General features: G+C 50.4%; 17 protein-coding genes. 9 read left to right on the top strand and 8 right to left on the bottom strand.

What is annotated here, in order from left to right:
* Positions 1-3: 3 nt before the first annotated feature.
* Entirely contained in the window at positions 4-549 is a 546-nt protein-coding gene (locus EXY25_RS10675; protein WP_114337451.1) for a DUF308 domain-containing protein, read from the bottom strand.
* A gap of 242 nt (positions 550-791) precedes the next feature.
* On the opposite strand from EXY25_RS10675, the gene EXY25_RS10670 reads away from it, so the two are divergent.
* On the top strand, positions 792-1,703 hold the full coding sequence (locus EXY25_RS10670; RefSeq protein WP_165419334.1) for a carbohydrate kinase family protein: 912 nt from the start codon (positions 792-794) through the stop codon (positions 1,701-1,703).
* Positions 1,704-1,767: 64 nt separating this feature from the next.
* Here EXY25_RS10670 and EXY25_RS10665 read toward each other — a convergent pair whose 3' ends face one another.
* Together EXY25_RS10665 and EXY25_RS10660 are read right to left on the bottom strand one after the other, a co-directional pair.
* Positions 1,768-2,133, bottom strand: coding sequence for a DUF3192 domain-containing protein (locus tag EXY25_RS10665; RefSeq protein WP_130566760.1), 366 nt, complete (start codon positions 2,131-2,133; stop codon positions 1,768-1,770).
* 258 nt (positions 2,134-2,391) lie between these two features.
* On the bottom strand, positions 2,392-2,988 hold the full coding sequence (locus tag EXY25_RS10660; RefSeq protein WP_130566759.1) for a PEP-CTERM sorting domain-containing protein: 597 nt from the start codon (positions 2,986-2,988) through the stop codon (positions 2,392-2,394).
* Positions 2,989-3,272: 284 nt separating this feature from the next.
* On the opposite strand from EXY25_RS10660, the gene EXY25_RS10655 reads away from it, so the two are divergent.
* From EXY25_RS10655 to EXY25_RS10640, 4 genes are all read left to right on the top strand, one after another.
* Positions 3,273-3,929, top strand: coding sequence for a BUD32 family EKC/KEOPS complex subunit (locus EXY25_RS10655; protein WP_130566758.1), 657 nt, complete (start codon positions 3,273-3,275; stop codon positions 3,927-3,929).
* 307 nt (positions 3,930-4,236) lie between these two features.
* Positions 4,237-5,385 (top strand): efflux RND transporter periplasmic adaptor subunit, encoded by a 1,149-nt coding sequence (locus EXY25_RS10650; RefSeq protein ID WP_130566757.1) that lies wholly within the window; start codon positions 4,237-4,239, stop codon positions 5,383-5,385.
* 21 nt (positions 5,386-5,406) lie between these two features.
* Positions 5,407-8,532, top strand: a complete 3,126-nt coding sequence (locus tag EXY25_RS10645; protein WP_130566756.1) for an efflux RND transporter permease subunit — start codon at positions 5,407-5,409, stop codon at positions 8,530-8,532.
* A gap of 114 nt (positions 8,533-8,646) precedes the next feature.
* On the top strand, positions 8,647-10,299 hold the full coding sequence (locus EXY25_RS10640) for an alpha-amylase family glycosyl hydrolase (RefSeq protein WP_130566755.1): 1,653 nt from the start codon (positions 8,647-8,649) through the stop codon (positions 10,297-10,299).
* Between the two features lie 118 nt (positions 10,300-10,417).
* Here the strand turns inward: EXY25_RS10640 and EXY25_RS10635 are convergent, their stop codons facing one another.
* Positions 10,418-10,882, bottom strand: coding sequence for a methyltransferase family protein (locus tag EXY25_RS10635; protein WP_165419333.1), 465 nt, complete (start codon positions 10,880-10,882; stop codon positions 10,418-10,420).
* Positions 10,883-10,919: 37 nt separating this feature from the next.
* Positions 10,920-11,885 carry a LysR family transcriptional regulator gene (locus tag EXY25_RS10630; protein WP_233496433.1) on the bottom strand — a complete coding sequence of 322 codons (966 nt, stop codon included), beginning with the start codon at positions 11,883-11,885 and terminating at the stop codon, positions 10,920-10,922.
* Between the two features lie 134 nt (positions 11,886-12,019).
* On the opposite strand from EXY25_RS10630, the gene EXY25_RS10625 reads away from it, so the two are divergent.
* Together EXY25_RS10625 and EXY25_RS10620 are read left to right on the top strand one after the other, a co-directional pair.
* Entirely contained in the window at positions 12,020-13,291 is a 1,272-nt protein-coding gene (locus EXY25_RS10625) for an efflux RND transporter periplasmic adaptor subunit (RefSeq protein WP_130566753.1), read from the top strand.
* A gap of 1 nt (position 13,292) precedes the next feature.
* A complete protein-coding gene (locus tag EXY25_RS10620; protein ID WP_130566752.1) occupies positions 13,293-16,445 on the top strand; it encodes an efflux RND transporter permease subunit in 3,153 nt (1,050 codons plus the stop codon).
* A gap of 167 nt (positions 16,446-16,612) precedes the next feature.
* On the opposite strand, the gene EXY25_RS10615 is transcribed toward EXY25_RS10620, so the two are convergent.
* Positions 16,613-17,260 carry a PEP-CTERM sorting domain-containing protein gene (locus EXY25_RS10615; protein ID WP_130566751.1) on the bottom strand — a complete coding sequence of 216 codons (648 nt, stop codon included), beginning with the start codon at positions 17,258-17,260 and terminating at the stop codon, positions 16,613-16,615.
* Positions 17,261-17,816: 556 nt separating this feature from the next.
* Between EXY25_RS10615 and EXY25_RS10610 the strand changes: the two genes are divergently transcribed.
* Positions 17,817-18,281, top strand: coding sequence for an OsmC family protein (locus EXY25_RS10610; RefSeq protein WP_114337439.1), 465 nt, complete (start codon positions 17,817-17,819; stop codon positions 18,279-18,281).
* 137 nt (positions 18,282-18,418) lie between these two features.
* Positions 18,419-19,339, top strand: a complete 921-nt coding sequence (locus tag EXY25_RS10605; protein ID WP_165419332.1) for a CHAD domain-containing protein — start codon at positions 18,419-18,421, stop codon at positions 19,337-19,339.
* Here EXY25_RS10605 and EXY25_RS10600 read toward each other — a convergent pair.
* On the bottom strand, positions 19,336-20,802 hold the full coding sequence (locus EXY25_RS10600) for a sensor histidine kinase (RefSeq protein WP_165419331.1): 1,467 nt from the start codon (positions 20,800-20,802) through the stop codon (positions 19,336-19,338). The two genes, EXY25_RS10605 and EXY25_RS10600, sit on opposite strands and share 4 nt — an antisense overlap.
* Positions 20,796-21,503 (bottom strand): response regulator transcription factor, encoded by a 708-nt coding sequence (locus tag EXY25_RS10595; protein WP_130566748.1) that lies wholly within the window; start codon positions 21,501-21,503, stop codon positions 20,796-20,798. Before EXY25_RS10595 ends, EXY25_RS10600 begins: the two co-directional genes overlap by 7 nt.
* Positions 21,504-21,544: the final 41 nt, after the last annotated feature.

Below are 21,544 nucleotides of genomic sequence, written 5' to 3'. Positions count from 1 at the left end.
GCGCTAGCTGTCAGCTTCAAACATCACCGGTGAACGGGACACAGTAGACCACACGTTCATTCCCTGCATAAACAGACTCACGCCGAAGCAAACACCAATCAGCCATGCAATGCCACTCGCCCCAGAGAGCACAATTGCCACGCCAAGCAGCATACTTAATGCACCTTTGACTTTTTTGGTGGTCGCTGCAGACAGATCATTTTGCGCTGCACGCCAGCTCAGCACGCCGATAAAGACAAAAAATGCACCCAACATGAAGGCGGCCAATCCCAGAGTCAGTTTTGGCATCAAGATCAGCAATACGCCGACAATCAAATAGCCCCAATAAAGAAAACCGGAGATGGTTTGATAGCCCGCTTGTTTCATCCGTTTACTGACCGCAATCCCCATAACGCCAGTCAAAGTAATCGCAATACCAACAATAATCGCTGCCGCGATCCCTACGGCAAACGGCAGAATAATCGCCAGCCCCCCTAACACCATCATGGCTACCGCCATGAGTCTTGCTATCGTGCGAGCCTGCTCTGTCATTGGCGCTAATCCAGCCATGGTAAATTCCTTAGCTTGTGAAATTTCAATATTTATTAATCAATACGTTAGCGCCTTCGTCACAGTAAGCAAGCACTGTTAATCAACGCTGACATTTTTTCTGCTGCCGGTACCCGAAACTCAACGCTATGATCTAGCCAAAAGACAACAACACTTAAGGTTTGCTAAAAAGGGCCTCTAGCGAACTGGTGACAGTGAACCCAATGACTATAACTGGTCGACAACTTCGTAAGGACACGTTTATGGCAACTGAAATCATGGTCTCTGGCTTAATCAATATTGAGACCACACTGGCTATCGATGGTTTCCCCTTGAACTACTTTCCGGTCACTTATGCCTTCGATCGCATTAATACGACGGTCTCAGGAGTGGGATATAACGTTGCCAAAGCGTTACATACACTGGGGCACCCAGTGGAAATGGTTTCGATGATTGGCAACGACGTCAACGCCCCCATCGTCGAGACAGAGCTCAAACAGTTAGGCATTAGCCACCACGGTGTATGTCGCACACTGGTGCAAACCCCAACATCGGTGATCCTGTATGCCCCCGACGGCCAACGCCAAATCCATGTGGATCTAAAGCAGATCCAAGAGACTGAGTTTGATAGCCAGCTATTCGATGAAAAGCTGCGCCGATGCCAGTTAGCTGTGATGTGTAACATCAACTACAACCGCGCCCTGCTCGCAGAGGTGAAAGCCAGTGGTAGGCCCATCGCCACCGATGTCCATGTGCTGGCGGATCCTGATGACGACTACAATCGAGATTTTATGGCAGCCGCCGATATCCTTTTCCTTAGCGACGAAGGCTTGCACGGCCGCGAGCCAGCGGCCTTTATTGGTGAGCTCTATCAACGCTACCACAACCAAATTATTGTCATGGGGCGTGGCCGCGAAGGTGCGTTGATGTTTGTGGCTGAAGACAGTCAGTTCTACCATGCACCCGCCATCACGACCCGACCAATCATCAATACTGTCGGTGCCGGTGATGCGCTATTTTCAGCGTTTGTACATGGCTGGCTGAGCCTAGGCAATCCCTATCAGGCACTGCAACAAGCGGTGCGCTTTGCGTCTTGGAAGATTGGCGAGAAAGGAGCGGCAGAAGGTTTTCTTAACGCCAAACAGCTGGATGAACTGAGTCAGACGACTCGTTAACTATTGTCATTGCAAAGTAATAGGGCGCAGCTGCGCCCTATAGACTGCCACCCTGATCGCTCTGTTAGATCTGCGCTACCGCACTGTCGCCCCAACCAATCAACTGGCCATTTTTGAACACTAGCGGCGTGCATTCATCTTTGCTGGTGATACCATCTTTTTGCTGGCGCTGAGTGCGGTAATATAACAAGCGATAGTTGTCATCGCCCTTCACCAGCTTCTCATCAAAATCAGCGGTACCCATGGTTATCTGCGCTTGATCCAGCGCCACACCCACTTCCATTTTTTCCAATTTCTGGCGGTTCATCCGCTCCCGATCTTCCCAGTCAGAACTCCAGCTGGTGCGATCACCGTCACCGCCAATGGCGATAACACAGCCGGTTAATGTCAATGGTAATGCCAATGCAAGTAGCAAGCAGGTCTTCTTCATACAACTATCCCTTAGTAGGTTTAACTATTCCAGACTGTAGACTGCAAGGGGTAAGCCAGAAGTATAACAGATTGATTTTTATGAACTATTCAATGAAGAAGTAGAGATTTGAATTTAGATTGTGATGGTATAGACCACTATATTGTCTAATTGACCAACTTATTGTTAGTAAGTTGATGCAAATAAAAAGCGCCTCGACGTCAGATTATCGAAGCGCTCATTACTCACCTTTATATCGCGACACAAAGGCTATACCACTTATTTGGCGTGGCGACGACCAGCAAAGCCCAGCAAACCTAAACCTAGCAGTGCTAGCGTTGCAGGCACAGGAACGGCTGCTTGATTAAATGTGAAGTCGTCCATCGCAAAGTGAGTACCAGATCCGGATAGCTGACCATTCTGCACACCACCAAAAGAACGGAACTTTAATTCATCAATACCAAAAAAGTTGAAATCAAACCATGTGGGACCAAATGTATCGACTTCCACAATCGATTGATATTGCTGCACACCCGCTAACAAGCCCGTCACCTCGATGTTCAAGCCATCGTTCCAGGCAGCAGTGAGGTAACTACCATTAAAATCAAAGACGCCGTCTGCAACCGAGACATCATTTGCAAAGCCGTTTAAAGCAACATATTCACCAGACACAGTACCGGTCTTATAACCACTCTGCGTATAGCTCGGGGTATGCAAAATGTAGAAATCAGAACTCCAGTTCAGGCCACCATAATTGGTTCCTGAAAGCTCAGTGAACCCAGTATCAGTCGTGAGATCATCGAAAGATAAAACACCCGCTTGCGCCGTGACGGACATCGATGCGGCTAAACCCGCAATTAACATCAATTTTTTCATTTACTTCTTCCCCATGCTTTCATTTTTTATTAGAAATTTTGTTTGAAACAGGACCTTTAGCAAAACACGAGCCAATATCAATAACCACTTGAATACGAATAATAATCAATGCATTAGCATCAGAAAATAGTACAAGTCTGTTAAATTATTCGACGCCACAGCAGTAGTGGACTGTTTTAAAATGCTATAGCTGCTCTCTAAACCCACTCGCTTTGACTTCAGACAAACCATTTCCGTGCTTTGACCATAAAATCAACGTCATGTGCATATAAAGTAGGCAAATTATGGGTATTTCTGGACAGCTCGTGGGCACTTCGATAGACACCGAGCAAGGATTACTGACACTCAGCGCATTTCTCGGCCGAGGTAAATCAGCCTACTCCTATTTAGCCACCAACAACGGCTGCAATTACGTGGTTAAAATGATGCACGACGAACCGTGTCCCTATTATGATTTTGGCAATCAAAACAAAGTCACGGTTGAACTGAATGCCTATCACACCCTAGACCGCCTGGGCATACCCGTACCTAAGTTACTCAGTCACGATGAACAGCGTGGATTTTTGGTCAAGTCATACATTGAAGGCGTATTAGCAAACGACCTTATTGCAGATGGCAATGTCGAAACAGTGTTGCCACAGCTCTATCAGATCTCAAAAATCGCCCAACATGCAGGCCTGAATCTGGACTACTTTCCAGCCAATTTTGTCTGCGCCGACAACCAGCTATTCTACGTCGATTATGAGCACAACCCTTATGATTCTGCCTGGGATCTGCACAATTGGGGGATCTATTACTGGGCAAATAGCGCGGGTATGGCTGACTACCAACGCACCGGCGATATTCTGAACTTAAATCAAACGTTGGATTCAGGCATTCCCATCAAAGCACCGCTGCAAAGTCGAGTGAACAGTTGGCAGCAACGCTATCAACACGGCTAGCGTGACATCGCAGCATCAGTTCACATCAGACAACACGCCGATTTTCTAACGAGCACAGTCTAAATCTAGTGGAAGCTCGATAAGCGACTTGATTCATTAATGAATTTATCAAATTCATGGTTTTTCATAGAGAATATCGTCTATCCTTAAAGCCAGAAAAAATGCGCTGATTCATAAAGTTAGCCACCGTCTTGCAGCATCAGCTCATGGCTAGAATCATCATGATGGGATGTTAAACAACATTTCCGAAATAGACCTCACCATTATCATCTGGGTAATGACATTTAGACGTAATTTGAGATTCAATATGAACAAAGTACACGGAACATTGCACTGGAAACTTTGTATAGTAGGACTCTTGCTAGCTACGGGATGCGACAATAAACAAGCCCCTCCTCCCCCACCGAAACCCAGTGTCATCGTGGTTGAAGCCAGTGTTGAATCCATTACACCTAACAGTGAGTTTGTTGGTCGTACCCAAGCCAATGAAGACACCACCATCAACGCTCGTGTCTCTGGGCTACTGCTACGAAGAGTGTTTCAAGAAGGTGCCGATGTCGCCAAAGGTGATCTGCTGTTTGAAATTGACCCTGACACTTACGCCACCGAAGTTGCTCAAGCGGAGGCTCGGTTACAGCAAGCCGTTGCGGCAAAAAAGGTTGCCTTCAGCAATTACAATCGCGGCACTGAGATCTTCGCTGCTGGCGTCATCAGTGCCAAAGAGATGGATGAACTGACCGGCTACAAGCTAGATACCGAAGCGGAAGTTTCACGGGCCAAAGCGGCATTAAAAGCCGCTAAGCTCAATCTCAGTTATACCAAAATTGTCGCGCCGATCAGTGGCCGAATGAGCCGCTCGAAAGTATCCGAAGGCGATCTCATCTCCCCCGAACGCTCACTCGCAACCCTGGTCAATTTAGATCCTATTGAAGTCAACTTTCAGGCCAGTGAGAAGGTTATCGCCAAGTACCGCAATGACGGTGGTGATAATGGCGAGTCAGCGATAAAGGCATCTGACCTAGTCATCGAGATGCGGCTGCCCAATGGCGAGATGTACGAACAGACGGGTCAGATCGATTTTGTCGATAACCGCGTTGACCCCACCACAGGCACCGTCACCGTCCGAGCGCTGTTTGCTAACCCCAGCAAAGCGTTACTGCCCGGCATGTTCGTCACTGCAATTGTCAATGTGCCAGAGCAAGTTGAGGCACTACTGATACCCCAGGTCGCTATCCAGGAAGATCAATTGGGCCGCTTTGTTCTGGTCGTTAACAGCGACAATAAGGTGGAAAAACGGCAAGTGGAAATGTCCGGGCGCTACGGCGTTAAATGGCGCGTGGAGTCAGGTCTCAAAGCCGGTGAAAAGATCATCATCGAAGGGCTGCAAAAAGTGCGTCCAGGGTTAGAGGTTGAAACCCAAATGGCAGAAGCCACACCATTCGAAAATCAAGGCTGATTTTAGGCAGGGAACATACTTATGATCAGTCAGGTTTTTATTAATCGTCCTAAATTCGCCTTTGTTATTGCCATCGTTTTGACCCTCTCAGGGCTGCTGTCGATGTTGGTGCTACCGATCTCCGAATTCCCCGATCTGGCGCCCCCCAGCGTGAATGTCAGTACCTCTTATGCCGGTGCCAGTGCTGAAACCGTCAAGGACACCATCGCCAAGGTAATTGAAGCCGAGGTTAACGGCGTGGAAGGGATGATCTACATGGAATCCCGCTCCGCCAATGATGGCAGTTACAATCTCACGGTCACTTTTGAAGTGGGTACCGATGCTGATATGGCGCAGGTCAACGTCAGCAACCGGGTACAGATCGCCACCGCTCGCTTACCTGAAGAGGTCAAACGGGAAGGGGTGAAGGTAGAGAAGCAAAGTCCTAACCTGCTGATGGCTGTCAGCCTGTTCTCGCCGGATGATCGCTATGACAACCTGTTTATCAACAACTACATGGCGATCAATGTTAAGGACAACTTAGCTCGGGTTCCTGGCGTGTCTAAGGCCGACATCATTGGCTCGATGGATTACGCTATTCGCATCTGGCTCAACCCAGACCGCATGGCGGGCTTAGCCATTACCGTCAATGATGTGCGGGAATCTTTGCAAGAACAAAATGTTCAGGTACCCGCAGGACGCATCGGCGCACCGCCCGCCAGTGGCGATCAGAAGTTTCAATATACGTTGCAAGCCAAAGGCCGCCTCACCGATGTCGAAGAGTTTCGAGAGATCGTGCTGCGCGCCAATGAAGATGGCAGCAGCGTCAGGCTCAAAGATATCGCCCGGATCGAGTTAGGCGCACAAAGCTACGACGCAGAAGCACTGCTCGACGGCCGCCCCTCTTCGTTGATCTTTATTAACCAAGCATCCGACGCCAATGCCCTTGAGGTGGCGAAAGGTGTTCGTGCCGAAATGGCCAGGCTAAAGCAGAACTTTCCGGAAGGGCTAGACTGGGGCGTTTACTATGACACCACCAGTTTTGTTGAGGTATCCATTGAAGAGATGATCGTCACCCTGCTGCAAGCCCTTGGTTTGGTGGTGTTGGTGGTCTATCTGTTTCTACAAAACATCAGACAAACCTTGATCCCGGCGATTGCGATTCCGGTCTCCTTAATTGGCACCTTTGCTTTTCTATTGGCAACGGGCATGACCATCAACACGGTGACGCTGTTCGCATTAATCCTTGCCATCGGCATCGTGGTGGATGACGCCATCATCGTGGTGGAAAACGTCACCCGCTTAATGGAAGAACAAGGAATGTCAGCGCGGGATGCCACCATTGAATCAATGAAGCAGGTCACCGGTCCGGTGATCGCCACCACCTTGGTACTGTTGGCAGTATTCGCCCCCACTGCGGTGATGCCTGGGATCACCGGCAAAATGTATGCACAGTTCTCCGTGACCATCTGCATTGCGGTACTTATCTCATCGGTGAACGCACTCTCCCTGAGTCCAGCACTGTGCGCCGTGATGTTGAAAGCACCAAAGCAGCATGACAAAGGCTTTCACGCCTGGTTCAACACACAGTTTAATCGCCTTACCAGTGGCTACAGCGGTTGGGTCGCCTCGTTGGTGCGCAAGTCGCTATTGGTCGGCGTGGTCTACCTCGTGATCATCGCCAGTATCGGCGGTTTAAGCCAAGTCCTGCCCACCAGCTTTGTTCCCACCGAGGACAAAAAAGCGTTCTTTGTGGATATCCAGTTACCTGATGGCTCCTCACTGAATCGCAGCAAAGTGGTGGTTGAGCAGATGATCGCTGCGGTTAAAGAGGAACCCGGGGTTGAAAAGGTGATATCGGTGAGTGGCTACAGCATCGTCTCCCAAGCGGTATCGTCCAATGCAGGGCTGTTGATTGTGACATTGGCTGACTGGGATGAACGTGAAGATCCCGCTCTCACCGAGGCGGCCATCGTACGCAAAGTACAAGGCAAGCTAGCAACCTTTCCACAAGCCAGAGCGTTCGCATTCTCCTTACCTCCCCTGCCCGGCGTAGGTAATGTTGGTGGCGTTGAGTTCTTTCTACAAGACACCCAAGGGCGCCCGACAGAAGAGATAGCAGCCACCATGGGCGGCATGATCTTGAATGCCAATGAGCGCCCAGAAATCGCTGGCGCTTTCAGTAACTTCCGTGCCGATGTGCCACAGTTGTTTGTCGATGTAGACAGGCCAAAAGCCAAAGTACAGGGGATCTCGCTGACCGAGATATTTTCGACCCTACAAACCATGTTGGGCTCCTCCTACGTCAACGACTTTAATCTATACGGCAAAGTATTCCGGGTGATGATGCAGGCAGAAACCGAATATCGCGATGAAGAATCCGATTTGATCCGGTTTTATGTGCGCACCCAAAGCGGTGAAATGGTGCCACTGAGTACTTTAATCACCACCAGTCCGATTCTGGGGCCGGAATATGTGCAGCAATTCAACCTGTACAGCGCCACCAAGATCAACGCTTTCCCCATGCCAGGGGTAGCCAGTGGCGACGTGATCAAAGCGATTCAAGAGGTTGCGCAAACCCTGCCCGCTGGCTACACCACCAGCTGGAGTGGGCAAACCTATCAAGAGATCAAAGCCGGCAGTTTGGCACCCCTGATCTTCACGCTGGCACTGCTATTCACTTACCTGTTTTTGGTGGCGCAGTATGAGAGCTGGACCATTCCTGTGGCGGTTATGTTGGCAGTACCAATTGCGGTGTTTGGTGCATTCGCGATGGTGCTGGCGTTGGGCGGCGAGATAAATCTCTACACCCAAATTGGCTTAGTACTATTGATCGGTTTGGCGAGTAAAAACGCCATTCTCGTGGTGGAGTTTGCCAAGCAACTCCGCGAGGAAGGCAAATCCATTCTTGAAGCCGCAGAAACCGCAGCCCGGCTCAGATTCAGAGCCGTGTTAATGACCGCGTTCTCTTTTGTCTTAGGCATACTGCCGCTGGTCGTCGCAACGGGTGCAGGTGCAGCCAGTCGACGTTCATTGGGTAACGCCGTCATGGGCGGCATGTTAATGGCCACCATTGTCGGCACCCTGCTGGTACCGGCGTTCTACGTCATCATGCAAAGCATGCGCGAGAAAGTGAAAAACAAACCCGCAGCCAACTCAACCGAGTAGGTTGAAATTCCACCCCTAGGGTGGATTTAGCCACTACCTTAAAGTGGTTAAATCCTTAGTCATTATCTTAAAGAGCAAATCCGCTCAATAAGCAAATGACCTAGGGAAGTGGAGATGAACAAAGCGAACATAGGTGGCATCCTGTTAATCAGCACGCTGCTATCCGCCTGCGGCGGCAGTAGCAGTGGCTCAACAGCCGGAGGCGGCACCACCACGCCACCGGCGCCTACTTACCAAGCCTATCCGTGCGATGCAGATCTTTACGAACAGGCCAACCGCCTGCGTATCTATCAGGTGATGACGGAAGCGTTTATCGATGGTAATACCAACCTAGGTTACGGCATCGGTTACGGCCCCAGCCCGCACGAAGGCGACATTCAGGGCATTATCGACTCACTGGATTACATTCAATCCTTAGGAATGAATGCGATCTGGCTAACCCCCATATTTGAATCCATTCCACTGTCCAGCCAAGACGACTCTGTCACCCGACTTGATGCTACCGGCTATTTCGCCACTAACTATTTCGCCATCGACCCCAATTTTGGCGATTTAGAAGATGCCCGTAACCTGGTTGACGAAGCCCACGCCCGTGGCATCTATGTGTTCTTTGATGGTGTGTTTGGCCATCATAAAACCAACGCTCCTGGCTACGCCTCGCCCAGCGGCTTAACCCTGTCGGGACAAGGCCAAAGTTACAACGGCCTAGCCAGCACACAGCTCAGTGTGTTTCCAACCGATCTCGACTTCGTCAAAGAAGTGGCGAGTTACTGGATTGAAGAACTGAAAATTGATGGCTGGCGTCTAGACGTGGCTAACGAAGTTCCCGTCGGCGCTTGGGGCGAAATACGCCAACTGGTCGAGCAAACAAGCCAGTCCGTCGAGTATCAAATGGATGGCGATACCGTCAATCCACTAGGCTACATGGTGGCCGAGATCTTTGATGGCAGCGGCCAATTCGTCAGGGATCTGGGCTATGGAGAACCAGAACAACCGGGTATCTGCTCCGCCTTTGACTTTGCCATGCGCTATCAAGTGGTTAAAACCTTAGCCGTCGAAGAAAGCGGCGCAGGTGATCCGCTGCCCAGCCAGCTACAGCTGGGCTGGCAACTCAACCAAGACAACCCCAGTCATGCCCACCCTAACCTGTTTGTCTCAAACCATGATCTGGTGCGGCTTGGCGATTTAATCCAGCGCGGAGGCTTCCCCGCGCAAGAGTACTGGTCCAGGCACCGTGCTATCTACAGTTTTGTCGCCGCCTACACCGGCCCCATTACCTTGTACTACGGCGATGAAATTGGCGATGATGTGGAGAATTTTGACCAACGTAACAGCCCGTGTAACGGCATTACCGTGATGTGCGATGACCATGTGGCACGCTCCAGCGGCAAGATTGAAGGCCTGCCCCACGGTGACGATCGCACCCTCTTTCAAGCGTCGGCAGAACAGATCGCATTGCGCCAATACATTACCGAACTGATGCAGCTTCGCGACCAACACCCTGCCCTCTACAACGGCCAACGCATCGCCCTACTGGCTGACGACAGCACAGGTTTATATGCAGACCTGAAAGTGGCCGACAGTGAGCGGATCCTGTACCTGTTAAATACCACGAGTACAGACAGTGCATGGACGGTTGATGCTACTCAGTTAGCGAACGCCGCCTCACTGACTAACCTGCTGACAGGAGAAACAGTGGCAGTGAATGGCAATGTGAATATCCCGATCGCCGCACTGACAGGAGAGTTTTGGTTACTGAATAATTAGCGGCAAGGTGAAGATCGGCAAACCGTCACTCCCCGGTTTGTCGATCTTTTTCTTTCTTCTATCTGATTTAAGCCCTCTCCTAAGTGAGAGGGCTTAGGTGAGAGATTTTTCTACCGCCCTAAACCCAACGCCTGACCCGCTGACAGTATTCTCGGTAACTCTCACCAAATTTCTTCTCTAACGCCTGCTCTTCGTGGCGGATCTGGTATCTGTCCATAAATAGCCAGTAGGCGACAACCCAAAGCAGAGTCCATGGGTTGCCCAAAATCAGCACCCAAGCAAACAGGGCGATAACAAATCCAACGTACATGGGATTACGGCTGTAATTAAAAACACCTGCCACCACCAGCTGGTTGCTTTGCTCCGGAAATCTAGGGTCAACGGTGGTTTTAGCGCGGCGGAAGCTGATGACTGCGGCAACGCAAATGCTCGCGGCCAGCAGACATAAGGCGAACCCCAACCAGAAGGACGTGCGCGTCACCAGGGAGCTCATATCAAAACAGGCGCAGCTAAGTGCCATCAACACCGCGACCAGTATCGCCAGCGGCACTGGCATATGGATCCATCCCTGCTGCTTTTTCATCATTACTCCTTTCACGCAATTTGAACGGCTAATTGACCTAGCTAGCGTCTTTGCACTGCGGGCAGATCCGCGCTTTCAGTTCACTCATATGCCGATCGTAATGCTCTTTGATAATGCGGTTTACATGGCCGCGCAACCAGCACAAGCCCTTGTCGTTTTCCTGCCGTTTATGCCATGCACTGCCAACAGATGTTGGGGCTATGTCGATCGGTGGCTCCATCACCGCCAGTTCACCATTAAAAATGGCCTGCTCAACGGTAGAAGACGGGATCACTGTGATCAAATCTGTTTCTTTCAACAAGGCGGGCACGGTAGCAAAGTGATTTACTGTCATTGCCACTCTGCGCTTCATCCCTTTTTGCGCCAAAACCTGATCGGTGTAGCCGGTGATCTCGCCAGACAGAGACACCAACAGATGGTCCGCGGCGGCAAAGCGTTCCAGTGTCAGTGGTACTTTTGTCAGCGGGTGGTCCAGTCGCATCACGCAGGCATAACAAGGGTTAAACAGGAACTCGGTTCGGATCACGTTGGACGTGCTGGATTGCGCCCCCACCAGCATATCGACATCGGCGTCATGAAGCAGTGATTCGGCATTCGAGATAGTATACGGCACCGCATGAATATTGATGCCCGGGGCAGATTGTTCAATGACTTTTCGTAACGGCCGCCACACCACATCAACGATGGCATCGGCAACCGCAATACGAAATGTACGCTTGGCAGTCGCGGGATTAAATTCATTCTGGTCGACTGCATCTCCCAACTGCTGCAGCGGCTCACGGATCTGCGCCCAAAGGTTCTGAGCATACGCCGTCGGCTGAATATTGCGCCCATCTTTGACGAACAGTTCATCTTTCCAAACAGAACGCATACGTGACAGGGCATTAGAAACTGCTGGCTGACTGAGCGCCAAGCGATCTGCCGCTCGGGTGATAGAGCCTTCAGTCATGATGGCATCAAACACCATCAAAAGGTTTAATTCCTGATTACGCAAAACATCCACCTACCATTTTGAGTTGTTATAAGTAAATCACAGATACATAACATTTGTGAATACATTGCATATGAATTAATAATTATTTTTATAAGGTGATCTTGATCATACTTCTCTCCACACCACGCTTTGGAGGGAAAGTGATGTTCGATTTCAACCTATCTAGATTCAAAAAATGGGCGCTGGCGGGAGGCACTCTTCTTCTATTAGCCGCCTGCGGTAGTGATCCGCAAACCCAGCCCACCCCTTTGATGACGCCACCATCGGTCTCTGTAGCGCCGGTCATCAGTCAACGATTAACTGAGTGGGACGAGTTCACTGGCCGTCTTGAGGCACCAGAAAGCGTACAACTGCGCCCACGCGTCTCTGGTTATATCGAGCGAGTGGCATTTGCCGAAGGTGCATTGGTTACGGCTGGACAACCGCTTTTTTATATCGACAGCCGCCCATTTGAAGCAGAAGTTAAACGCTTGCAGGCCGAGCTTAACGTCGCAAAGAGCCAGCAAAAACTCGCGGACCTCAGTTATAACCGGGCACAAAAGCTAACAGCAACCCATGCCATGTCGGAAGAGATCTATGACCAGCGCCAAGCCGCATTAACCCAGGCGTATGCCAACGTGGCTTCAGTCAATGCCGCACTTGAGCTGGCGCAACTGAACCTCAGCTACACCGAAGTCACTGCCCCGATCAGTGGTCGCGTATCCAAAGCCAACATCACCAAAGGTAACTACGTTACAGCAGGGGACACCATCCTCACCTCTCTGGTCTCTACCGACAAGGTGTATGCCTATTTTGATGCCGACGAACAGACCTATCTCAAGTACGTCAAGTTGGCGCAAGAGGGCTCCCGCGCCAGCGATCGCGATGTACAGCATCCGGTGATGATGGCGCTGGCTAATGACACCGATTACCCCCACGAGGGCATCATCGATTTCATTGATAATCGCGTCAATCCGAGCACAGGTACGATCCGTGGTCGTGCCGTCTTTAGTAATGACAAACAGATGTTCACCCCTGGTCTGTTCGCTCGGATCAAGCTCACCGGCAGTGCCAGCTACCAAGGCATTCTGATCGATGACAAGGCGATAGGTACCGATCTGAATAACAAGTTTGTGCTGATCTTGGACGAAACCAATACCGTGCAGTATCGGCCCGTAATACTCGGCGAGAAACTGCAAGGCCTGCGGATTATTCAGTCAGGCCTCAAGGCGGGTGACACCATCGTCGTCAATGGTCTACAACGGGTGCGTCCAGGTACACCCGTTGCGCCACAACAAGTCGCTATGACCGACAACAAAACACTGGCCAAACTCAAAGCCATACAACGGCAGTTAGACAGCCAAGCCAACCGAGTTCACCTCGCTGCGGCAGGGCTTAGTACGCAGAATGCCAGCACTGCAGTGACCGGAGGCTAAGATGAGATTGTCACAGTTCTTTATTCATCGGCCGATCTTTGCTGGCGTATTGTCGCTGATGATATTCATTGCTGGTGCCATTGCCGTATGGCAACTACCGATCACCGAATACCCGGAAGTGGTGCCTCCCACCGTTGTCGTCACTGCCAACTACCCCGGCGCCAATCCAAAAGTGATTGCCGATACCGTCGCCTCGCCGTTAGAGCAGGAGATCAACGGCGTCGAAGATATGCTGTATATGTCATCACAGGCCACAGCTGATGGCCGCATGACGCTTACCCTGACCTTTGCCATCGGCACCGACCCCGACGATGCCCAAGTATTAGTCCAAAACCGTGTTGACCGTGCCCTGCCCCGGCTGCCACAAGAGGTACAACGTTTAGGGGTGGTCACCCAGAAGTCCTCACCCGACCTCACCATGGTGGTTCATCTGACATCGCCGGATGACAGCTACGACATGCTATATCTGTCGAACTACGCCCATCTCAATGTCAAAGATGAGTTGGCACGCGTGCAGGGGGTAGGAAACGTCGAACTGTTCGGTGCAGGCGAGTTCAGCATGCGTGTCTGGCTAGATCCGGAGAAGGTCGCGGCACTGGGGTTAAACCCCGGTGATATCGTGGCCGCGATCCGGGAACAAAACCAGCAGGCAGCGGCAGGTTCGCTCGGCGCGCAACCCACCGGCGGCAGTGAATTCCAATGGTTAATCAATGTAAAAGGTCGCCTGTCTGATGAAGCAGAGTTCGGCGATATCATCATTAAAGTCGGCGAACAGGGAGAAATATCCTATCTAAAAGATGTGGCTCGTATTGAACTAGGTTCTGACTTCTACGCTCTCCGTTCTTTGCTAGACAACAAACCTGCGGTGGCTCTGCCTATCTTTCAGGCACCGGGTTCCAACGCGATTCAGATCTCTGATGATGTCCGCGCCACCATGGCAGAATTGAAACACTCTTTCCCGGCAGGCATGGATTACGCCATCGTTTACGATCCCACCGTGTTTGTCCGCGGCTCAATTGAAGCTGTGGTAAGCACATTATTTGAAGCGATTTTACTGGTGGTACTGGTCGTCGTGCTGTTTTTGCAGACCTGGCGCGCCTCTTTGATCCCGTTAGCTGCCGTACCGGTTTCTCTGGTCGGTACTTTTGCCATCATGCACCTGCTGGGCTTTTCATTTAACGCACTGTCGCTGTTTGGTTTAGTGCTGGCCATCGGTATTGTGGTCGATGATGCCATTGTGGTGGTCGAGAATGTCGAGCGAAATCTGCGCGAAGGGTTAAGTCCGGTTGACGCCACCAAACAGGCGATGCAAGAGGTGACCGGCCCAATTATTGCCACCACACTGGTGCTGGCGGCAGTTTTTATTCCCACCGCCTTTATGTCAGGTCTTACCGGCCAGTTCTATAAACAGTTTGCACTGACCATCACTATCTCTACGGTGATCTCGGCGATCAACTCGCTGACCCTGAGTCCAGCACTGTCCGCATTGCTGCTCCGTGCAGAAGACGCGCCAAAAGACAAGCTCACCAAACTGATAGATTTTCTGTTCGGCCGTTGGTTATTTGCGCCATTCAATCGTCTATTTGATAAAAGCGCCCGCGGCTATACGGCAGGGATCGGCAAACTCATCCGCTTAAGCGGCGTTGTCGTGATCCTCTATGCTGGATTGATGGCATTGACCTATCACCAGTTCAACACCACCCCAACCGGCTATGTACCGGGGCAGGACAAAATGTATCTGGTGTCATTTGCTCAACTTCCCGATGCCGCTTCGCTAGATCGCACAGAACAGGTGATCCGCGATATGTCCGCCATCGCCTTACAACATCCGGGCGTAGAAAATGCGGTCGCTTTTCCCGGCCTCAACATCAATGGCTTCACCAACAGCTCTAGTAGCGGTATCGTTTTCGTTGCCCTGAAACCATTTGCTCAGCGCACCTCGCCCGAGTTATCCGCCAATGCCATTGCCGGCCAACTTAACCAACAATTTGGTGCCATTCAGGATGCGTTTATTGCCATTTTCCCACCGCCGCCGGTGCAGGGCTTAGGTACCATTGGCGGCTTCCGTTTGCAGATAGAAGATCGCGCCAACCTCGGCTATGAAACCCTCTATCAAGTGACGCAGGAAGTCATCGGCAAAGCCTGGGCTGCGCCGGAACTGACAGGAAACTTCAGCAGTTTTCAGGTCAATGTACCGCAACTGGACGTCGATCTGGATCGCGCCAAGGCAAAGAGTCAGGGCGTACGCATTGATGATGTTTTTATCACCATGCAGGCCTATTTAGGTTCTCTCTACGTCAACGATTACAACCAGTTTGGCCGCACCTATCAGGTCAATGTGCAAGCAGACCAGTCATTCCGTCAGGAGCCAGACCAGATCAGCCAGCTCAAAGTGCGTAACCAACAGGGCGAGATGATCCCCTTAGGCTCCTTTGTCACAGTAGAACACAGTGCCGGACCCGATCGGGTGATGCATTACAACGGCTTTACCACTGCTGAAGTCAATGGCGCGCCAGCGCCGGGCTATAGCTCAGGCCAAGCGCAAGCGGCGATAGAAAAGATCTTAGATGAGACCCTGCCTATTGGGATGACCTACGAATGGACAGATCTCACCTACCAGCAGATCCTCGCCGGTAACGCCGCCATGTATGTGTTCCCCTTAGTGGTGCTGTTGGTGTTTCTGGTATTAGCTGCCACCTATGAGAGTCTGAGCCTCCCCATGGCGATCATTCTTATTGTGCCAATGACACTGCTATCGGCAATGACCGGCGTGATCCTGACCGGTGGCGATAACAACATTTTCACCCAGATCGGCTTCATTGTGCTGGTGGGGTTAGCCACCAAGAACGCGATTCTGATTGTCGAGTTTGCCAAAGAGTTGGAAGAGCGTGGCATGGGGGTTATCGAAGCGATTAAGGAAGCGGGACGATTACGTTTACGCCCGATCCTGATGACATCGTTCGCCTTCATCATGGGTGTGGTACCTATGGTGTTTTCAACTGGTGCAGGTGCAGAGATGCGCAAAGCCATGGGTGTTGCCGTGTTCTCCGGCATGATAGGGGTCACCGTATTTGGCTTAGTACTGACACCTGTTTTCTACTATCTGCTACGTCGGCGTAGTCAGCCGCCATCAGCAGCAAAAACTGAGAGATAGAGAACCCAAGTTTTGAGGCACTCGACCACACCACCGAACCCTCCTAATCTCGGTGCGGGTGCCTCATTTTCTAATTCCTTCACCACTGCTCCACGTTGAGCCATGTTCCAACAATAAAAAACCGGCCAGATAGGCCGGTTACTATTTTCGTCTGAAAGTTAGAGCGTTTATCCGCGACGACGAACGCGACTCATCCCCAACAAACCTAACCCCAACAGACCCACGGTCATAGGCTCAGGTACAGCCAGGTGAGGAGTCACGTCATTAATGGCCATCTGGATCTGGTCAAGATTGTTTTGCACACCGTCGTCTGCGGCAAAAACATACAAGTTGGCATCAATAAAAGGGTTGGTTTCCCAATAAAAACCAAAGTGATCTACCTCGCCGTCATTAAACATTTTCTGGCTATAGTAGACCTCAGCATCGGACTGGAACCAGAGACCAAAGGCATAGCCTTCTGCCAGGCTCAGATCAATAGCACCAAAAGTTGACAGCGCTTGTTCACCCGCGATATCCCAAACAACATTCGACTCATCACCCACTTCTGCGGTGGAATCAAATATCTGTAGCTTCGAGGCAACGACATGATTCACAGTATCGTAGTGGTATAAACCAAATGCATGATCAAACGTATTATTCTGACCAGCTAAAAAGGTCATTTCGAAACCGCTGTCATCAAGTGTGGCATCGAAATCAGTCAGCGTGAATAAACTATCACCACTCTCCTCAATACCGTTTAACTCTGCAGGGATCATTGGCGCTGCTGTTGCTACTCCAGAAAACAACAAGGCAGCGAAAGCTAAATAAATTTTCATGATTGCCTTCTCCTTTAGCAATAAATAAATGTGCAAATCAGATTGCCGTGTAGATATACCAAAAATAGAAATCTCACGTACGTAAAGAGTTTTGACATATATCGTGCAGCTAAAATGCACAAAAATGCACCAATCGCACACTAACTGAGCAAAACTTCAAACAAAACGTCTTACCATTCAATAATAAGTGAGCGTTACCGATACCAATTGAATCAATTATGTTTTTATTAGATTGTTTAAGAAAAGAAAATAAAAACACCTACTAATTTAACGTACCGTTTTTACTTATATTTTTTTGTTCGAAATAAGGGTTTATTTATAACAAACAATAAATTATTAGCCTGATTGAGTATTTTTAACTCACATCCTTAATCTTCATTTAATTAGGTGGTGATACTTTAGAGAGAGCTAACTCCAAGAAGAAATTAGATGATGGGTAATTGAGCTAAGGTCCGTATCGAAATAGAGATTAATCAATAGAGAGTTAGAGTTAGATTTGAGCTGATATTCCAAATACGCCACAATCAACCTCATCTTGCCAATCTCGAATAGCCCTATGTCTGAATACTCCGCAACAATAAGCTGGCAAAAGCGGCCAGAAGAAACCTTTATCGACAATCGCTATAGTCGTGCCCATGAATGGCAGTTTGACGGCGGGGTGACTGTACCCGCCTCATCTTCTCCCCATGTCGTGCCTCTCCCCTATTCGGTGGAAGCCAATGTCGATCCAGAAGAAGCTTTCATTGCCGCACTATCGAGCTGCCATATGCTGTTTTTTCTCTCGTTGGCAGCAAAAAAGCGTTGGCTGGTCACCAGCTATATTGATCACGCCATTGGTGTCATGGCTACAAACAGTGACGGCAAAATTGCGATGACCGAGGTCACCTTACAGCCAGCTGTGCGCTTTGCAGACAAGCAGCCACCAGCCGAGCAGTTGGAGGCTTTGCACCACCAAGCCCATGAACTCTGTTTTATTGCCAATTCGGTTAAAACGAAGATCACCATCGCTGCAACACGTTGAACAGCTACAAAAACAGCTGACACACATCGCTTCATCACTATGCCAAACAAATATTCGGTCCATACTTACCTATGCCAATGCATGAAACAGTGACGACAGGTAGCCGTTTACCACGCATAAAGAGGCAAAGTGAAACGATGAAGAACAAACAAAAAAGAGCAGTTCAACTGCCACCTTTACTCGCAAAGCAGAGCCTGATTTTACTGGCAACAGCACAGGCTCAGCAGGCCAATATTTTTCGCAGTTCCACCCGAGTGGAGGGTCTGCACGACTATCGTGTTGCACTGCGTAAACTGCGCAGTTTGGTCACCCAAATGAAAAAGCTGTTCCCCGATGATTGCGCCCAACGGCTCAATCAACAATTGGGCTTGATGGCACGCAAAACCAATACACTCCGCGACATGGATGTCTATCAACAGCAGTGGCAGCACTACCAAAAAAACCTAAGCAGGAAACAGCGACAGTTATTGGCCAAACTCACACTCAAGGAGAAGCAGCGCCAGCAGCGAGAGCGGGCCCGAGTTATCGCTTGGCTTAGTAGCAAAAATTACCAACGCACTTTTGCATCAATCCAACACTGGTTTGCCCTGGCGGAGCAAGAAGCGATAGCAGAAGTTGCACCTTCGCCGTCTCTGATCAGTTGGCTGCAAAAACAGATGAACAAACGTTATCAGGTGATCCGTGCAGCGGCGCAGGCACTGCATGAGCCAGTAGCAGATGAGCAACTACACGCCCTGCGAATTCAGGGCAAGAAGCTACGCTACCTGGTTGAACTGTTCCCTCAAGCTAGCGAAAAAACAGATTGGGAATTACTACACAAGCCACTGAAAAAACTGCAATCCCACTTGGGGAATGTCAATGACTGTGCAGTACAACTGCAGGGGATCAGGCGAAAACAAGCCAGGCTGATGCAACAGCAATATCCCCACCAGGCCGCAACCTTAAATGCCTTACTGGAAGTAAAGAAACAGATAAAACAACAAGCCCGAACAGAGAAAGCGGCGGCGCTAAAGCTATTGGCAGCGCTTCAGCACTTGCCACCATCTATTCATGCCTAACTGGCCAGCGGCAAGCTAAAGCCAAACGTAGAGCCCTGCTGTTGGCTACTCTGCACGGCGATTTCACTGCCGTGCAATGCCACTAGCTGTTGCACAATCGCCAAGCCTAAACCGGTATTTGCCCCCTCACCGTTAACGCTATTACTGGCGCGATAGTGCGGGTCAAAGATCAACGGCACTTCAGCTTCGTTAATGCCACAGCCATTATCTGCAACCGCCACATAGATAGCATCATTGGCGGCAGCTATTTTTATGATCACCTCGCCTCCCGCTGGCGTATGGCGCAATGCATTGTCAATCAGGTTCACCAGAATCCGCTCCAGCTTGCCAATATCAGCCAGCGCCTGCTGCTGGTGGATATCGGTTTCGACACGCAAGCGTACACCTCGCGCCTCAGCCATTAACTGCAAACGCTGCACGACATCATAGGCCAGCTCTGCCACCACCACAGGTTCGGGATTAAAACGGATGTCGCCGCCTTCCAGACGCACTAACTCAAATAGTTGCTCGACCAGCAAATTCAACTGACGCGCGTTTTTCAACGCGACCTCAATTAATTGCGGCTGACGCTGCTCAGCACTTTGCAGTAACCAGGTTTCCAGATAACCCTGAAGGGATGCCAACGGGGTTCGGAAATCGTGGGAGACATGGGAGATCAGTTCGCGCCTTAATTGCTCAGTGGTTTTAATCTGTTCCAGCTGATGCTCGATATGCCCGGCCATCACATCAAAGCCCTGATTCAGCGACACCACCTCTGCTGGAGTCCAACGATGATGCCGTACCTCAGGTTCATTGCGACGAGAAAAGTCATGTTGGGTGAAGTGCTCAAATCGACGCACCAGCTTGGTTAACGGCCGCGTCAGTAAGACAAACAGCAATACCAGCAACACTAAACCGAACAGCAGCGCTGCGCCCATCAAGCGCCAACTGTCTTGTAACACGCGACTGGTGGCTAACATGTCAGCTAAAGTCTGCCACTGCTCACCACCAATTATCACGTACAGATAGCCCGTCAGCTCACCCTCAGCATTTTCAATTGGTGCTGCAGAGAAGATACGTTGGCTCGTTGCCGAACGAGGGTCATCGCCATACAGAGGGAAGTCAGCACCGGCAAAAAACGAATGGATCGGCTGCAGGCTGATACGTTGGCGCAACACCTTGCCTGGCGGTGCTGAATAGGCCAAGAGTCGCCCAGTCGTATCCAGTGCATAGATCTCCCAATCAGGCCCGAGCAACATCATGGTGTGAAAAGCATCTTTCAAGATACTGGCGTCAATGGTGCCCTGTTTTAGCTGTTTGTTGTCATACACCATGTGTGCAGCAAGGCCGCGGTGCAGGCGCTGTTCCACCTCTTCGCCATAGGTTTGGTAACTGGCCAATGTCCAGCTCCCGACACCAATACCCACCAGCAAAAACAACCCAGCGGCATATAACGCGAACTGTCCAGAAAGGGATTTCAACATGAATGTTCGCCTGCAAATTTGTATCCCACGCCCCACACGGTATGGATCCATTTGGGTTGCGCCGGATCTAATTCCAGCTTGCTACGCAGTCGATTGACAGTGGAATTAACGGTATGGGCATAGCCGTCATGCCGATGTCCCCACACTTGATTCAACAATTGATCGCGGCTAAACACGCGCCCAGGTTGGCTTGCCATATGCCATAACAACTCAAACTCGGTCGCCGTCAAGTTCACCAACTGTTCGGCAACATGGACTAAGCGGGTAGTGGGGTCAATTGCCAGCTCGTCAACCAGAATAGGTGCAGGACCCGTTTCTTGCTGTTGATGGTGGCGATGGTAACGACGCAACAGCGCTTTCACTCGCGCCTGTAGCTCCAACACACTGAACGGCTTTGACAAGTAATCGTCAGCACCACTCTCCAGCCCCATCACCAGGTCTTGTTCACCGGACTTGGCAGTGAGCATCAAAATGGGAATATCTTCATTGATCCGTCTGAGTTGTCGACACAAACTCAAACCATCAATACCACCGGGTAACATAATGTCGAAAATCGCCATGTCATAGTCCTGATGCAACTGCCGCGACGCCTGTCTACCATCCGGGTAAGCATCCACTTGGTAATCCATCATGCCCAAGTTAATACCCACAAGGTTCGCGATATCTGCGTGATCTTCCACCAATAAAATCTTGGCTTTCATAGCCTGCCCCTCTGGCACCAGTGTTTAATGGCTGTCATGCC

This window comes from Corallincola spongiicola, assembly GCF_004284785.1.
In the GTDB taxonomy this organism is placed as follows: Bacteria; Pseudomonadota; Gammaproteobacteria; order Enterobacterales; family Neiellaceae; genus Corallincola; species Corallincola holothuriorum.
This window is presented reverse-complemented; position numbering and strand designations above follow the sequence as displayed.

Excerpts from the sequence above, each read along its gene's own strand:
- EXY25_RS10675 (WP_114337451.1), bottom strand. The coding sequence starts at position 549 with ATGGCTGGATTAGCGCCAATGACAGAGCAGGCTCGCACGATAGCAAGA.
- EXY25_RS10670 (WP_165419334.1), top strand. The coding sequence starts at position 792 with ATGGCAACTGAAATCATGGTCTCTGGCTTAATCAATATTGAGACCACA.
- EXY25_RS10665 (WP_130566760.1), bottom strand. The coding sequence starts at position 2,133 with ATGAAGAAGACCTGCTTGCTACTTGCATTGGCATTACCATTGACATTA.
- EXY25_RS10660 (WP_130566759.1), bottom strand. The coding sequence starts at position 2,988 with ATGAAAAAATTGATGTTAATTGCGGGTTTAGCCGCATCGATGTCCGTC.
- EXY25_RS10655 (WP_130566758.1), top strand. The coding sequence starts at position 3,273 with ATGGGTATTTCTGGACAGCTCGTGGGCACTTCGATAGACACCGAGCAA.
- EXY25_RS10650 (WP_130566757.1), top strand. The coding sequence starts at position 4,237 with ATGAACAAAGTACACGGAACATTGCACTGGAAACTTTGTATAGTAGGA.
- EXY25_RS10645 (WP_130566756.1), top strand. The coding sequence starts at position 5,407 with ATGATCAGTCAGGTTTTTATTAATCGTCCTAAATTCGCCTTTGTTATT.
- EXY25_RS10640 (WP_130566755.1), top strand. The coding sequence starts at position 8,647 with ATGAACAAAGCGAACATAGGTGGCATCCTGTTAATCAGCACGCTGCTA.
- EXY25_RS10635 (WP_165419333.1), bottom strand. The coding sequence starts at position 10,882 with ATGAAAAAGCAGCAGGGATGGATCCATATGCCAGTGCCGCTGGCGATA.
- EXY25_RS10625 (WP_130566753.1), top strand. The coding sequence starts at position 12,020 with ATGTTCGATTTCAACCTATCTAGATTCAAAAAATGGGCGCTGGCGGGA.
- EXY25_RS10620 (WP_130566752.1), top strand. The coding sequence starts at position 13,293 with ATGAGATTGTCACAGTTCTTTATTCATCGGCCGATCTTTGCTGGCGTA.
- EXY25_RS10615 (WP_130566751.1), bottom strand. The coding sequence starts at position 17,260 with ATGAAAATTTATTTAGCTTTCGCTGCCTTGTTGTTTTCTGGAGTAGCA.
- EXY25_RS10610 (WP_114337439.1), top strand. The coding sequence starts at position 17,817 with ATGTCTGAATACTCCGCAACAATAAGCTGGCAAAAGCGGCCAGAAGAA.
- EXY25_RS10605 (WP_165419332.1), top strand. The coding sequence starts at position 18,419 with ATGAAGAACAAACAAAAAAGAGCAGTTCAACTGCCACCTTTACTCGCA.
- EXY25_RS10600 (WP_165419331.1), bottom strand. The coding sequence starts at position 20,802 with ATGTTGAAATCCCTTTCTGGACAGTTCGCGTTATATGCCGCTGGGTTG.
- EXY25_RS10595 (WP_130566748.1), bottom strand. The coding sequence starts at position 21,503 with ATGAAAGCCAAGATTTTATTGGTGGAAGATCACGCAGATATCGCGAAC.